A 14,389-nucleotide genomic window follows, 5' to 3' on the forward strand; every position below is an offset into this window, starting at 1 on the left:
GCCGCGCATTTGACAGCAAGCCGTTCTCCGCATGAAACATCTTTCATGGATGCCGTAGACGCCGCCGCCCGCATCGGGCCGATCCTGCCCTGGCTCGACCTGTTCGGGATCGCCGTGTTCGCCGCCACCGGCGCGCTCGCCGCCGCGCACCGGGCGCAGACCTTCGTCACCGCCGCCTTCTTCGCGCTCGTCACCGGCGTGGGCGGCGGCACGATCCGCGACCTGCTGATCGGCGCGCCCGTCTTCTGGGTGCACGACGCCACCGTGGCGGCGCTGATCCTGTGCGTCGCGGTGCTGATCTGGATGACGCCGCAGCGCTGGTGGAGCGACAGGACCTTTGCCTGGCTCGATGCGCTCGGCCTCGCCGCCTATGCCGCGTTCGGCGCGGCCAAGGCGCTGAGCTTCGGCATCCCGCCGGTGCCGGCCGCGGTGATGGGCGTGGTCACCGCCTGCGCCGGCGGCATCATCCGCGACGTGCTGGCCAACGAGCCCTCGATCCTGATGCGCCCCGAGCTCTACGTCACCGCCGCCGCGCTCACCGCGTCGCTCCAGGTCGCGCTCACCTATGCGGGACTGCCCGTCTTCGCAGCGGGGATGCTCGCCGCCGCCGCCGGCTTCAGCCTGCGCGCCGCGGCGATCGTCTGGAAGCTCGGCCTGCCCGCCTATCGCGGGCGCCGCTGACGCAGCCCGATCCAGGTCGACGATTGCGGCGCCGTCGGATGTGACTCATGCTCCGTCCATGGAGCATCCGAGTCGCGGCCAGCAATTGTTGTCGACGGGCGAGGCCGCCCGCCGGGAGGGGCAGCCGGAAGCGGCGCGCACCGCCTTCGCCGCCGCGCTGACGGCGTTCCGCGCGGAAGCCGATCTGGCCGGCGAGGCCCGGGCGCTGACCCGCCAGGCGCAGATCGCCCGCGACGCCGGCGATCTCGACTGGGCGTTGCGTGACCAGACCGAGGCGATCGCGCTCTATCGCCGCACGGGAGACGGGCTGGGCCTCGCCAATGCCCTTCGCCATGCCGGCGAGATGTTTCTCAAGCAGGATCGGTTGGCCAACGCCACGGCAGTCCTGCACGAAGCGCTCGACCTGTACCGCGCCGATATCGACACTCCGCCGCTGGCGATGGCGAACATGCTGCGCAGCGTCGCGCTGCTGGCGACGGCGCTGGGCGAGCGCGACGCGGCGCGCGGCTATTGGGCGGATGCCAGGGCGCGCTACGCCGCGCTCGATCATCTGTTCGCAGGCACCAATGAAAGCGTTGCCGAGGCCGATCGCCGCCTCGCCGATCTGGCCCGGCCCGAAGCCTAGGGCTCCATCAGCCAGGCGATCGCGCTCTCGCGATCCTCGAACAGGCCGAGATCGGGCCGCACCTCGCGCAGGCGCTGCACCTGCAGCTTGGCGAGCGCGGTGGTCACCACAAAGGCGATCTTGCGCGCCCAGAGCTGGCGGACGGCAGGATTGTCGAGCGTGTGCTTGATCAGCTCGACGGTCTCCTGCGGCACCACGTGCACGGCGCTGGCATCGTAGAGCGTGACATGCTTGCCGATGTCCTCGCCCAGCGCGCGGATCGCGGCGCGCAGCTCCTCGCCGATCCAGGTCGCGTCCTCGGCGGAGACCAGCCCGCCGATCCGCAAGTCGACGAGCTTGCGTGCGGTATCGACGGTGATGCTGTGGTTGACGCTATGCGGCATGTGCAACCCCTGTCCACGGGAGCGGCGCCTTTAGCCGTCCCCGCGGGAGCGCCTCAATCCCGGACAATCCCCATATCGGCGAAACGGCGCGGCTCCGCCGGCGGCACGCGCGGCTCGTTGAGCTGGACCTGCCAGAAGCCGACATCGATCCACTGGCCGTGCTTGAAGCCGACCTCGCGGTAGACGCCCTGGCGCCGGAAGCCGACCGCCTCGTGCAGCCGGATCGAGCGGTCGTTGGGCAGCGTGATCGTGCCGATCGCATGGACGAAGCCCTGCGCCCGCAGCGTGTTGATCAGCGCTTCGTAGAGCAGCCGCCCCACCCCCGACCCGCTCGACGCGTCGGTCAGGTAGATCGAGGTCTCGCAGACATAGCGATAGGCGGGACGGTCGCGGAACTTGCCGGCATAGGCATAGCCGATCACGCCGGCGTCGGTGCTGTCGCCGGTGGTCGCGACGATCCACGGATAGAGCCCGTCGCTCGCCGCCATCCGCTTGCGCATCTCCGCCTTTTCGGGCGGCTCGATCTCGAACGAGGCGGTGCCGGTGAGCACGTGCGGCGCATAGATCGCCGCGATCGCGCCCGCATCCTCGGGCGTGGCAGCGCGGATCGCGATCACAGGCCGAGCCGCGCCGCGATCAGGCTGTACAGGTTGCGATCCTCCACATCGGGCGACGCCGGGCCGAGCGCGCCGCATTCGAGGCAGCGCGCCTGCACCGAGCCGCCCTTGGCGAGCCGCTGGGCATCGCCGAGCGCCTGGGCGAACAGCGCGCGCTGCGCCATCGCGGTGCGGGCGAACAGGTCCGCCCCCGCCGGCTGGTCGGCCCAGTCGCCATCCTCGTCCTTGTCGTTGGTCAGGCTCTCGAAGAACTGCGCCCAGCCCGACGGCGCCTTCTCGAGGTACACCGCATGCACCTTGGCCGGATCGAGCTTGGCGCGGCGTGCCGCCTCGGCCACCGCATCGTCGAGCCCGCCGAACCGGTCGACCAGGCCGAGCTGGTGCGCCGTCCCGCCGATCCACACGCGGCCCTGCGCGATCTCGTTGACCTTCTCGGGCGCGATCTTGCGCGCCGCCGAGACGACGCCGATGAAGCGCGCATAGCCTGCCTCGATCGCCGACTGGAGCAGCGTGTCGGTCTCGGCGTTGGTGCCGCCATAGATGTCGGGCTGGCCGCTCAGCGGGCTGGTCTTCACGCCGTCCGCACCGACGCCGATCTTGGCGAGCGTCTTCTCGAAGGTCGGGATCACGCCGAAGATGCCGATCGATCCGGTGATCGTGTTCGGCTCGGCGAAGATCGTGTCGCCGCCCATCGACACCCAATAGCCGCCGCTCGCGGCCAGGCTGCCCATCGAGACCACCACCGGCAGCCCCTGCGCCTTGGCCTGCAGGATCGCCTGGCGGATCTGCTCGGAGGCCAGCGCCGAACCGCCCGGCGAATCGACGCGCACCACCAGCGCCTTCAGGTTCTTCGCGGCCAGCCCCTTGAGCAGCAGCGCGCTGACGGTGTCGCCGCCGGCCTTGCCCGGGCCCGCCTTGCCGTCGACGATCTCGCCGGCGATCGTGATCACGCCGATCGCGTCGCCGCCGGTCGGCAGCGGATGCGCGGCGACATAATCGGCCAGCTTGATCCGGTTGAAATTGCCCACCGGCTTGCCGCTCGCCACGCCGGCGATCTCGGCGACGCGCTTGCCGAACGCCATGCGGTCGCCGAGCTTGTCGACGATGCCCATCGCCAGGTTCGCCTTGGCGATGTCACCCTTCGCCGCCGTCACCACTTCGGCGGGCTTGGCGAGATATTCCGCCACGCGCGCCTTGGGCCGCGCCTTGGCGATCAGCGCCTGCCACTGGGCGAGGATCGGCTGGTAGATCGCCAGCTCGGCTTCCTTGGCCTCGGGCGACATGTCGCCGCGCATGTACGGCTCGACCGCCGACTTGAACTTGCCGACGCGGTAGATGTGCGCATTGACGCCGAGCTTGTCGAGCAGCCCCTTGTAGTAGAGCCGCGTGCCGCCCGGGCCGGTGAACATCGTGCCGCCCAGCGGGTTCACCCAGATCTCGGTCGCGTTGGACGCGATCGCATAGCTGGCATCGGTATAGGCGGTGGCATAGGCGAGCACCGGCTTGCCGCCGGCGCGCACCCGGCCGACCGCGTTGGCGACTTCGGTCACTGCGGCGGGATAGCCGCCCATGAAGCTGTCGAGATCGAGCACCACGGCCTTCACCCGGTCATCGGTCTTCGCCGCATCGAGCGCGCGCACCACGTCGCGCAGCCGCTGCTGCTTCGCCGCGTCGCTGCCGGTGACCTTGCTCCACGGATCGACTTCCTCGGGCTGCTCGACCAGCGTGCCGTCGAGCGCCACCACCAGCGCGCCGTCGCGGATGCTCGCCGTGTTGGGCTTGGCCGAGAGCGCTGCGAACAGCATCGTGAAGAACAGCAGCATGAAGACGAGGACCAGAAAGTCCTTGATCCCCACCAGGATCTTCCAGGCGCCTTTGACAAGCTTCACGTGTCGCTCCCATGCGAAGGAATTCTGGCCTTCCTGCTAGAGGATCGCCACGCGGGAGTAAACGCCTGTACTAGGCGAGCAAGACAGCCCCTTGTTTCAGAGCGAGAGCCGCCAGGCGAGCGAGAATCGCCAGTCCTCGTCATAGCCGGGATAGGGATCGTCGATGACGTGCGCGGCCTCCAGCCCGATCTCCGCCTTGTCGAGCCAGCGCAGCCGCGTGCCGAAGCCGGCGGAGGCGAGCGCATAGTCGCTGCGTCCGGTGACGCCGCCGCGCCCCTCGATGCCGATCCAGGCGCGATCGACAAAGGTGTAGATCTCGCTGGTGCCGAAGCGCTTGCCCTTCAATGGGCGCACCGCCAGCTCGCCCAGCGCGCCGGCGCCGCGATCGCCGCTCAGGAAGGCGACGTCGAAGGCGCGGCCGTAATTGTCGCCGCCCACCGCGAAGCGCTCCGCCGCGGGCAGCAGGTCGCGGCTCCATTGCCCGCCGGCCTGCGCACGCACGACCAGGTGCGTGCCGATCGCCTGCGCCAGATAGGCCGAGCCGTTGACCTTGCGGAAGCGCGGATCGGCATAGAGCGGGTCGGTGCGCGCACCGAGCACGTCCAGCCCCTGCGATGCGGAGAGCGCCACCGAGATGCTGCGCTTCTCATAAGTGCTCGAAAAGCCCGCGCCGCCGCGCAGCGCCCGCGTCCGCTCGGTGGCGATCAGCGCGCCGAACGCGGCATTGTCGCTGTTGAGCCCGTCCACGCCCAGCGACAGGTCGAGGCTGCGGTGAAAGTCGCGGAGCAGCGGATAGCTGAGCGACGTGCCGGCAAGCTTGGCCTTGCCGAGCACCGGATAGCCTTTCGGCCGCGTCTCCAGATAACCGCCGCTGGTCGTCAGCGTCAGCCCGCTCGCGGTGATCGGCACGGCATAGCTGCCGCTGACATAGCGATAGCGCTTGAAGTCGCTCGATGCCGATGCAGCAAGGGTCAGCTGGTCGCCGTCGACGCCGAGCCCATAGAATTCCGCCTTCGCGTCGAACTGCCCGTCGCCGAGCTGGGTGACACCGCGATTGGAGAAGCCGGCGGTGAAGCGGGTGCGCTTCTGCTTCGGCGTCACCGTCAGCGCCAGCGCGCCACTGGCGTTCGGATCGGCGAAATCGCTGGTGAAGGTCAGGCCGGGGATCGCCCGCATCAGCGTGACCTGCCGCTCGAAGGTCGCGCGGCGGAGCGGGGCCTCATCGAGCATCGGCGCCATCCGCGCGCGCAGCAGGCGATTGCGCCCCTTGGCGTCCTTCAGCGAAGCGCTGGCGATCCGCCCTTCGGTGAGCAGCACGGTCACCGTGCCGCCCGAGGTGTCCTGGGCGGGGATCGCCACCGTGTAGAGCGCGACGTCGGTGTGCTGATAGGCGCGCGACAGCGTGCCGGCGAGCTCGAGCAGCGTGTCCTTGTTGCCCGGCCGCCCGATGAAGCGCCGCGCCGCGGCCGCCACCGCCGCGGGTGCCTGGGCGCCCTGGAAGCGGATGCCCTGGATCGGCACCTCGGTGCCAGTCGCCGCCACGCTGGTCGCGCCGCGCCGGGGCGTGGACCGCGGCGCCAGCGTCTCGCGCGGCGCCTGGGGGCGATCGATCCGGTTGCGATCGACGATGACGCCCGCGTCCTGTCCTGCGAACGCGGCGAGCGCGATCCACATGCTATTGCTCCTGGAATGGGTGCGGGAGACCGGCCGCGCGCAGGCAGCACGCGGCCGGCTCGAGGTTCAGCGCGGCTTGGGGGTCAGGCCGTTGACCAGCCCGCCAACCGCGTTGACGGTACCGCCGACAAGGTTGGTGTTGGCATTGGCGCCGGCGCTCGCGCCCTGCGGATTGACCACACCATTCACCGTCGCGTTGACATTGCCCAGCGCCGTAGTGGCCGCACCGGTGACATTGGCGTTGGCGTTGGTCGCGCCGGTCACGCCGTTCAGCAGCCCGCCCGCGCCGCCGGCCGTATTGCCGAGATTGCCCGGCACCGCGACGTTGAGCAGCTGCCCGCCCTGGCCGTTGGGCACGGTCACGCTCGCCAGGTTGCCGGCCGTCGCCGCGCTCACGGTCGCAAGCTGCCCGGTCGAGGGATTGCGCGCCAGCACGTTGAGCCCGACCAGCGGCGACGCGCTGGCCGACGACGCGCCTACCACCTTGCCTTGCCCCAGGTCGATCGAGACGAGGTCGCCGAGCTTGCCGCCCTTGCCGTCGAGCAGCAGCGTGCTGCCGTTGCCGAGCGAGACGAGCGTCTGCCCGGTCCTGCCGAGCACGCGATTGACGGTGCCGGTCACCACGCCGTCCGCCGGCACGCCCAGACCTGCAGTCAGCCCGGTCTGCGCATTGGCCGCACCCATGACGGCGTTGCCCGAGGCGACCAGCAGGTTGCCGCCCAGGCGATTGCCGCTGCCGCTGCCCGCGCCGCTCCCCGTGCCGCCGCTGCCATTGTCGGCAGTAGCCGTGCTGCCGCCGCCCGTGCCGTCGGTGCCCGATCCGCTATCGGCCGTCACGCCCGACGTAGTGCCAACGGATGCAACCCGATAGCCTCCTGAACTTTCGCATGCCGCGAGAGACAACATCCCGAATGAAGCAAGTGCAATGCCGGCCAGCCGGCGATGATTGGTAATCATGCCACCACTCCTCTACAGCAATATACTTAGGTATTTACTGGTAGATGGCTAAATCTATTCAAGAACATATTGTTGCAGCACGTTGCTCATATTCGTGGTATACGAAAGCTTAATCAGGGAACCTTGCCTGGAGCACGGTGCCGCCTAAATTTGCAACGGCACGCCGCGCACTGGTTGACGCGGGCGGGCAGGCTTCGCATATCCCGCCCGCTGGCACTCGACTCAAGCGAGTGCCAATCCAAGATCAATCTTGAAGTGAGGATCCACCAATGACCTTCCGTCCGCTGCACGATCGCGTGCTCGTTCGTCGCGTCGAAGCCGAGGCGAAGACCGCCGGCGGCATCATCATCCCGGACACCGCCCAGGAAAAGCCGCAAGAAGGCGAAGTCGTCTCCGTCGGTTCGGGCGCCAAGAACGACAAGGGCGAGGTCACCCCGCTCGACGTCAAGGCCGGGGACCGCATCCTGTTCGGCAAGTGGTCGGGCACCGAGGTCAAGGTCAACGGCGAAGACCTGCTGATCATGAAGGAATCGGACATCCTCGGCATCCTCGGCTGATCCGGTTTCCGCGATCCTCGTGCGCGCATGCGCGATGAGTGTCGCGGCTTTTGTGACTTTTGAACGAATTTTGAGAGGTAAATCCCCATGGCAGCCAAGGACGTTAAGTTCGGCCGCGACGCCCGCGAACGCATTCTGCGCGGCGTCGACATCCTCGCCGACGCAGTGAAGGTCACGCTGGGCCCGAAGGGCCGCAACGTGGTCATCGAGAAGAGCTTCGGCGCCCCGCGCATCACCAAGGACGGCGTCACCGTCGCCAAGGAAATCGAACTCAAGGACAAGTTCGAGAACATGGGCGCGCAGATGATCCGCGAAGTCGCCTCCAAGGCGAACGACACCGCGGGCGACGGCACCACCACCGCCACCGTGCTCGCCCAGGCGATCGTCCGCGAGGGCATGAAGTCGGTCGCGGCCGGCATGAACCCGATGGACCTGAAGCGCGGCATCGATCTCGCCGTCCTCAAGGTCGTCGAGGACATCAAGGCGCGCTCCAAGCCCGTCTCGGGCTCGGCTGAAGTCGCCCAGGTCGGCATCATCTCGGCGAACGGCGACAAGGAAGTCGGCGAGAAGATCGCCGAGGCGATGGAGAAGGTCGGCAAGGAAGGCGTGATCACCGTCGAAGAGGCGAAGGGTCTCGATTTCGAGCTCGACGTCGTCGAGGGCATGCAGTTCGACCGCGGCTATCTGTCGCCCTACTTCATCACCAACCCGGAGAAGATGTCGGTCGAGCTCGCCGATCCGTACATCCTGATCCACGAGAAGAAGCTGTCGAACCTGCAGGCGATGCTCCCGATCCTGGAAGCCGTCGTCCAGTCGGGCCGTCCGCTGCTGATCATCGCCGAGGACATCGAGGGCGAGGCGCTGGCCACGCTCGTGGTGAACAAGCTGCGCGGCGGCCTCAAGGTCGCGGCCGTCAAGGCGCCGGGCTTCGGCGATCGCCGCAAGGCGATGCTCGAGGACATCGCCGTCCTCACCAAGGGCGAAGTCGTCTCGGAAGATCTCGGCATCAAGCTCGAGAGCGTCACCCTGGGCATGCTCGGCACCGCCAAGCGCGTCACGATCGACAAGGACAACACCACCATCGTCGATGGCGCCGGTGAAGCCGATGCGATCAAGGGCCGCACCGAGGCGATCCGCCAGCAGATCGAAGTCACCACCAGCGACTATGACCGTGAGAAGCTCCAGGAGCGTCTCGCCAAGCTCGCCGGCGGCGTGGCCGTGATCAAGGTCGGCGGTGCCACCGAGGTCGAGGTCAAGGAGCGCAAGGACCGCGTGGACGACGCGCTGCACGCAACCCGCGCGGCGGTCGAAGAAGGCATCGTCCCCGGCGGCGGCACGGCGCTGCTCTATGCCACCAAGGCGCTCGACGGCCTGAAGGGCATCAACGACGACCAGACCCGCGGCATCGATATCATCCGCAAGGCGATCACCGCGCCGCTCAAGCAGATCGCGCAGAATGCCGGTCACGACGGCGCCGTGGTGGCGGGCAAGCTGATCGACGGCAACGACTCGTCGCTGGGCTTCAATGCCTCGACCGATGTGTACGAGAACCTGGTCACCGCCGGCGTGATCGACCCGACCAAGGTCGTCCGCACCGCGCTCCAGGATGCGGCCTCGGTCGCCGGCCTGCTCATCACCACCGAAGCGGCGGTGAGCGAGCTGCCGGAAGACAAGCCCGCCATGCCGGCGATGCCGGGCGGCGGCATGGGCGGGATGGACTTCTAAGTCCTTCCACCTGAAGCCAAAAGGAAAGGCCGGGAGCGATCCCGGCCTTTTCCATTTGCGTCCCCATTTGCGTCCCCATTTGCGTCCCCATTTGCGTCCCCATTTGCGTCGATGTGACGCGAATTCTCCGTTGACCGGTTGGAAACAATACGGACATAGCCCTCTACGCAGCGAAATAAGGGGGCTCGCGTGTTCAGTTGGATTGGTGGGCGGATTCGGTGCCTCGGCGGCAAGCACGAACGGTCCGAGAAACATGCCCAGCGCGTCGGCGAGGACGAAAAATACGTCAGCAGGTGCCGCTATTGCGGCGTCCACATGACGCGCCGCGCCAAGCGGGACTGGATCGTGACTCCCAAGGGCGCGCGCTGAATCCTGTCCAAATCGCCTGCACAGGGCGATAATCCCGCTTTCCTACATCCCGAATTCGCGACAGATTGGCGCATCCATAGCAGCGCCGGGCCTACAGGCGCGTTCTCGGGGAAATGATCGAATGACCGAACTCACTCGCCGCGAAGCGCTGGGCGCCGCCGCGCTCGCATCGCTAGCCGCCGCCCTGCCCGCCTGGGCACAGGAGACCAAGATGGCCACGCCGATGTGGGACCTGACCGAACTCTATCCCAACGACGCCGCCTGGGAAGCCGCCCGCAAGCAGATGCTCGCCGCCATCCCCGGTCTCGCCAGGTACAAGGGCCGGCTCGGCGAGAGCGCCGATGTGCTGGCCGAGGCGATGAGCCTCCAATCCGATCTGGGCCGCACGCTCGGCCGCATCTACACCTATGTCAGCCTGAAGGGCGACGAGGACGTCCGCGTCTCCGCCAACCAGGAGCGGCTCGCCCAGGCCCGCGACCTGTTCACGGCGTTCGGCGAAGCCAATTCCTGGTTCTCGCCCGAGCTGCTGACGCTCGGCAAGGCGAAGATCGACAGCTATCTCGCCGCCAACCAGACGCTGCGCACGCGCTTCGACTTCGCGCTCGCCGATGCGCTGCGCGAGGCCCAGCACACGCTTTCCGCCGAGAGCGAGGCGATCCTCGCCAGCGCCGGCTCGCCGCTCGCCGCGCCGGGCGAGATCTCGGGCCAGCTGCGCTCGTCCGACATTCCCTGGCCGACGATCACGCTGTCGACCGGCAAGTCGGTCCGCCTCGATTCGCAGGGCTATACGCTCAACCGCGACGCGCCCAACCGCGAGGACCGCAAGGCGGTGTTCGACGCGTTCTGGAGCGAGCACGGCAAGTTCAAGAGCTCGTTCGGCGCGACCTATGGCGCCAAGGTGCGCGGCGACATCTTCTATGCCAAGGCGCGCAAATACCCGACGTCGCTGGCGCGCGCGCTTTCGGGCAACAATGTGCCGGAAGCCGTCTATCGCACGCTGGTGGCCGAGGCGAACAAGGGGCTGCCCCAGCTCCACCGCTATTTCGAGCTGCGCCGCAAGATGCTCAAGCTGCCGGACCTCGGCTATTACGACATCTATCCGCCGCTCGTGTCGCTCGACCGCACCTATACGCTCGAGCAGATGCGCGCGACCACGCTGGAAGCGGTGAAGCCGCTCGGCGCCGACTACCAGGCGCGCATCGCCAAGGCGACCGCGGCGAAGTGGATGGATCCCTGGCCCCGCGAGGGCAAGCGCCCGGGCGCCTATATGAACCCCGGCGCCTATGACGTGCACCCCTATCTGCTGCTCAACCTGAGCGACAAATATGATGGGCTGACCACCTTCGCGCACGAATGGGGCCATGCGCTCCACTCGCTGCTCGCCAATGCGACGCAGGTCTACGACAAGTCGGACTATCCGATCTTCCTCGCCGAGATCGCCTCGACCTGCAACGAGCAGCTGCTCGCGGCGCACATGCTGAAGAACGCCAAGACCAAGGAGGAGAAGCTCTTCTATCTCGGTCAGCAGATGGAGAATTATCGCGGCACCTTCTACCGCCAGACGATGTTCGCCGAGTTCGAGCTCAAGGCGCACGACATGGCGGAGGCGGGCGAAGGCCTGTCGGGCGAGAAGTTCACCAAGGTCTATTTCGACCTGCTGCGGACCTATCACGGGCCGAACATGATCCTCGAGCCGAGCTATGGGAACGAGTGGGCCTATATCCCGCACTTCTACAACAGCTTCTACGTCTACCAGTACGCCACCTGCATCTCTGCGGCGACCTTCTTCGCGCAGTCGATCCTGAGGGGCGGCGCGAAGGAGCGCGACAATTACCTGTCGGTGCTGAAGGCGGGCGGCTCGGACTATCCGACCGAGATCCTGAAGCGCGCCGGCCTCGATATGGCGAGCCCGGCACCGTATCAGGCGCTGATCGCCGACTTCAAGAACGTGCTCGACCAGGCCGAGGCGCTGATCGGCTAGCCCATCGACGCTGCTGGCCCGCTCATCCTGCGAGCCGGGCCAGCAGCCAGTCGTCGGCGACCATGTCGAGCACGAGGTGGACGCGCGCGGTGTCGCCGCGATTGTCCACGCTGTGCGGATCGGCGAGGCGCAGATACCAGGTCTCGCCCGCCGCCATCGTCACCCGCGTGCCGTTGAGCCGGAAGTCGACCTGGTCGTTGGTCAGGACGGGAACGTGGATCCGCGCAAAGCCGTCGGCAACGTCGAGGTCGGGGTCGCTGTGCTGCTTGATCACCGATCCCGGCGCGAGCCGCATCAGCCGCACCGAGCGGACCGGGCTCGCAAAGGCGTCGATCACCGCGGAGAGCGCGGGCATCCGGGCGCGCCAGGGGGTATCGACGAATTCGGTGGCGCCGGGAGCGGAGTAGATCATCTGGATCGGGTGCCGGGCCTCGGCGGAGGCGCGCAGAGCGAGCGCGCTCCACTCCCCGTCGTAATTCTGCTTGACGAAATGCTCGGTCCAGTCGCCGCGCTCGAGGGCGACGAGGTCCGCGGCAAGCGGGGCCGGATCGAAGCGCATCGCCAGCCGGACCCGATCCGGGATCGGCAATTGTGCGTGCGCGGTCGCCATATTAGCCTGCCCCACTCCTTCCCGGCCGAGGCTTATCCGACCCCGTGACGAATGCCAAATCCGCCCTCGCCGCCTTCCGCGCCGCCGTGCTGGCCGATCCGGCCGCGGCGCAGTATCTCGCCGAACCGATACGGCCCGATATTTTCGAGGCGCGCGCCTGCGCCTGGGCGGCGGCGCAGGGCGTCGGCCTCAGCCCAGCCATGCTCCAGGACACGGTTGCCGAGCCGCATCTGCTCGACGCGTTGCCGCCGCTCGGCTGGCTGCCCGCGAAGATGGTGCAAGAAAACGCGATCGAATGGCTCCATTTCGCCGGCGTGGTACCCAATCATCCCTTCTTCGAGGAAGCGGTGCAGGAAGCCGCGGTGCGCCCGCTCAACCGGCTGCTGCGGCTGCGCACCTCGCTCGACACGCTGATCGCCGCGCCGCGCGATCCCGGCTTCGCCCCGGCGGGCTTCGTCTTCCACATGTCCCGCTGCGGCTCGACGCTGGTCTCGCGCATGCTCGGCGCCGCGCCCGGCCAAGTCTCGCTCTCCGAGCCGCCGCCGCTCGACGCGCTGGTCCGCACCCCCTTCGCGGATATCGGCTACCAGGTGGAAGCACTGCAGGCACTGGTCCACGCCTGGGGCCGCGGCGCCGACCGGCTCTTCGTCAAGCTGGATTCCTGGCACACCCGCGCGCTGCCGCTGCTGCGCCGCGCCTTCCCGGAAGTCCCCTGGATCTTCCTGCACCGCGATCCGGTCGAAGTCCTGGTCTCGCACCGGCGGATGCGTGGCATGCATACCGCGCCGGGGGTGATCCCGCTCGACTGGTTCGGCCTGCCGCCGGAAGATGCCACCCTGCCCGAGGCGGAGTTCGTCGCGCGGATACTCGCCCGGATCTGCGAACCGGCAATGGCGCATGCGCCCGATGGCGGCCTTGTCGTCGACTATGCCGCGCTGCCGGACGCCTTCTTCACCCGCATCCTGCCGCATTTCGGGATCGTGCCGGACGATGCTGCGCGCGCCGCGATGGCGGCCGCGGCCGGACGCAACGCCAAGGCGCCCGACACCGGCTTCGTCCCCGATCGCGATGCCAAGCAGCGCGAGGCGGATGCGGCGATCCGCGCCGCCGCATCGCAGGTTCGCGCAGCACTCGGTCCTGCGGCCCTCAGCCCTTCTGCATTGCCTCGATGATCTTCTTCACTTCCTGGCTGCGCCCGCGCGGCAGGACGAGGATATCGTCGCCCGAGGCCACCACGATCAGATCCTCGACGCCGACCAGCGCCACGCGCTTGCCGCCTTCGGCGCGCACCAGGCAGTTGGTCGATTCGATCACCACCGCATCGCCGCGCACCACGTTGCCGCCGGCATCGGCGTGGCTGATCGCGTGGAGCGCGTCCCAGCTGCCGACATCGCTCCAGCCCATCGTCACCGGCACCACCGCGACGCGCGGCGCCTTTTCCATCACCGCATAGTCGATCGAGTCCGAAGGGCTGGCGGCAAAGGCCTCGGCGTCGGGCCAGATCCGCGCGCCGTCACGACGGCCCTTCGCCATCGCCTGCTGCGCCGCCTCGAGCATCTCCGGCGCATAGCTCGCCAGCGCGTTCAGATAGGCATCGGCGCGGAAGAGAAAGATGCCGCCGTTCCAGGTGTGACCGCCCGCCGCGAGCATGGCCTCGGCCTTGTCGCGCGGCGGCTTCTCGACGAACTGCTCGACCCGGCTGACTCCGGGCGCAAGCTCCTCGCCGATCTTGATCCAGCCATAGCCCGTTTCGGGGCTTTCGGGGTTGATGCCAAAGGTGATCAGCCAGCCATCCTCGACCAGCGGCAGCGCGGTGTGGATCGCGGCGTGGAACGCTTCGACGTCGGTGATCACATGGTCGGAAGGCATCACCAGCAGCGGCTCGGCGCTGCCGCCCGCGGCGATGGCGGCAAGCGCGATCGCCGGTGCGGTATTGCGGCCCATCGGCTCCAGGATCAGCGCCTGCGCCGAGCTCTCGACTGCGCCGAGCTGCTCCTCGACCATATCGGCATGCGCGGCATTGGCGACGACGATCGCCCGGCCGAACTTCTCGCCCGAAGCGCGCTGCGCGGTCAGCTGCAGCATGGTCTGCTCGGCGGTAAGCGACAGCATCTGCTTGGGCTTCTCGGCCCGCGACATCGGCCAGAGTCGGGTGCCTGATCCGCCCGACAGGATGACAGGAACGATCGGCTTCGAATCCGGCATGCGCTTCGGACCTCCTGGAAATATTGCAATGCGGCGAATTGCCCCTGCGGTCAAACACGCGGAAGCGGTCCCGGTTGCGTGGCGACTTCCAGATTCTTGGAATTCATGCTTTCGGG

General features: G+C 68.0%; 13 protein-coding genes. 6 read left to right on the top strand and 7 right to left on the bottom strand.

Features of this window, described 5'->3' with window-relative positions; all coding sequences use genetic code 11:
- The first annotated feature begins 45 nt into the window (after positions 1-45).
- Positions 46-681 carry a TRIC cation channel family protein gene (locus tag ABLE38_RS06695; RefSeq protein ID WP_348973379.1) on the top strand — a complete coding sequence of 212 codons (636 nt, stop codon included), beginning with the start codon at positions 46-48 and terminating at the stop codon, positions 679-681.
- Complete coding sequence (locus tag ABLE38_RS06700) at positions 566-1,306, top strand: hypothetical protein (RefSeq protein ID WP_348973380.1); 741 nt, start codon at positions 566-568, stop codon at positions 1,304-1,306. Before ABLE38_RS06695 ends, ABLE38_RS06700 begins: the two co-directional genes overlap by 116 nt.
- On the opposite strand, the gene ABLE38_RS06705 is transcribed toward ABLE38_RS06700, so the two are convergent.
- The 5 genes from ABLE38_RS06705 to ABLE38_RS06725 form a co-directional block, all read right to left on the bottom strand.
- Entirely contained in the window at positions 1,303-1,689 is a 387-nt protein-coding gene (locus tag ABLE38_RS06705) for a hypothetical protein (protein ID WP_348973381.1), read from the bottom strand. The two genes, ABLE38_RS06700 and ABLE38_RS06705, sit on opposite strands and share 4 nt — an antisense overlap.
- 53 nt (positions 1,690-1,742) lie before the next feature.
- Positions 1,743-2,306, bottom strand: coding sequence for an N-acetyltransferase family protein (locus tag ABLE38_RS06710; protein WP_348973382.1), 564 nt, complete (start codon positions 2,304-2,306; stop codon positions 1,743-1,745).
- Positions 2,303-4,195 (bottom strand): signal peptide peptidase SppA, encoded by a 1,893-nt coding sequence (gene sppA, locus ABLE38_RS06715; RefSeq protein ID WP_348973383.1) that lies wholly within the window; start codon positions 4,193-4,195, stop codon positions 2,303-2,305. Before sppA ends, ABLE38_RS06710 begins: the two co-directional genes overlap by 4 nt.
- A 96-nt stretch (positions 4,196-4,291) precedes the next feature.
- A complete protein-coding gene (locus ABLE38_RS06720) occupies positions 4,292-5,869 on the bottom strand; it encodes a ShlB/FhaC/HecB family hemolysin secretion/activation protein (RefSeq protein WP_348973384.1) in 1,578 nt (525 codons plus the stop codon).
- Positions 5,870-5,935: 66 nt separating this feature from the next.
- Positions 5,936-6,706 carry a hypothetical protein gene (locus ABLE38_RS06725; protein WP_348973385.1) on the bottom strand — a complete coding sequence of 257 codons (771 nt, stop codon included), beginning with the start codon at positions 6,704-6,706 and terminating at the stop codon, positions 5,936-5,938.
- Between the two features lie 389 nt (positions 6,707-7,095).
- On the opposite strand from ABLE38_RS06725, the gene groES reads away from it, so the two are divergent.
- The 3 genes from groES to pepF all read left to right on the top strand — a co-directional run bounded on the left by groES (position 7,096) and on the right by pepF (position 11,458).
- Entirely contained in the window at positions 7,096-7,383 is a 288-nt protein-coding gene (groES, locus tag ABLE38_RS06730) for a co-chaperone GroES (protein WP_348973386.1), read from the top strand.
- 87 nt (positions 7,384-7,470) lie between these two features.
- On the top strand, positions 7,471-9,108 hold the full coding sequence (gene groL, locus ABLE38_RS06735; RefSeq protein ID WP_348973387.1) for a chaperonin GroEL: 1,638 nt from the start codon (positions 7,471-7,473) through the stop codon (positions 9,106-9,108).
- Positions 9,109-9,598: 490 nt separating this feature from the next.
- On the top strand, positions 9,599-11,458 hold the full coding sequence (gene pepF / locus ABLE38_RS06740; RefSeq protein WP_348973388.1) for an oligoendopeptidase F: 1,860 nt from the start codon (positions 9,599-9,601) through the stop codon (positions 11,456-11,458).
- Between the two features lie 22 nt (positions 11,459-11,480).
- On the opposite strand, the gene ABLE38_RS06745 is transcribed toward pepF, so the two are convergent.
- Positions 11,481-12,068: an aspartyl/asparaginyl beta-hydroxylase domain-containing protein gene (locus ABLE38_RS06745; RefSeq protein WP_348973389.1), complete on the bottom strand. Its 588-nt coding sequence runs from the start codon at positions 12,066-12,068 to the stop codon at positions 11,481-11,483.
- Positions 12,069-12,112: 44 nt separating this feature from the next.
- Between ABLE38_RS06745 and ABLE38_RS06750 the strand changes: the two genes are divergently transcribed.
- Positions 12,113-13,240 (top strand): sulfotransferase, encoded by a 1,128-nt coding sequence (locus ABLE38_RS06750; RefSeq protein WP_348973390.1) that lies wholly within the window; start codon positions 12,113-12,115, stop codon positions 13,238-13,240.
- Here ABLE38_RS06750 and ABLE38_RS06755 read toward each other — a convergent pair.
- The gene (locus ABLE38_RS06755; protein WP_348973391.1) at positions 13,215-14,273 is read right to left on the bottom strand and encodes a mannose-1-phosphate guanylyltransferase/mannose-6-phosphate isomerase; all 1,059 of its coding nucleotides are present in this window, start codon (positions 14,271-14,273) and stop codon (positions 13,215-13,217) included. The two genes, ABLE38_RS06750 and ABLE38_RS06755, sit on opposite strands and share 26 nt — an antisense overlap.
- Positions 14,274-14,389 lie beyond the last annotated feature (116 nt).

It is taken from the genome of Sphingomonas sp. KR3-1 (assembly GCF_040049295.1).
In the GTDB taxonomy this organism is placed as follows: Bacteria; Pseudomonadota; Alphaproteobacteria; order Sphingomonadales; family Sphingomonadaceae; genus Sphingomonas.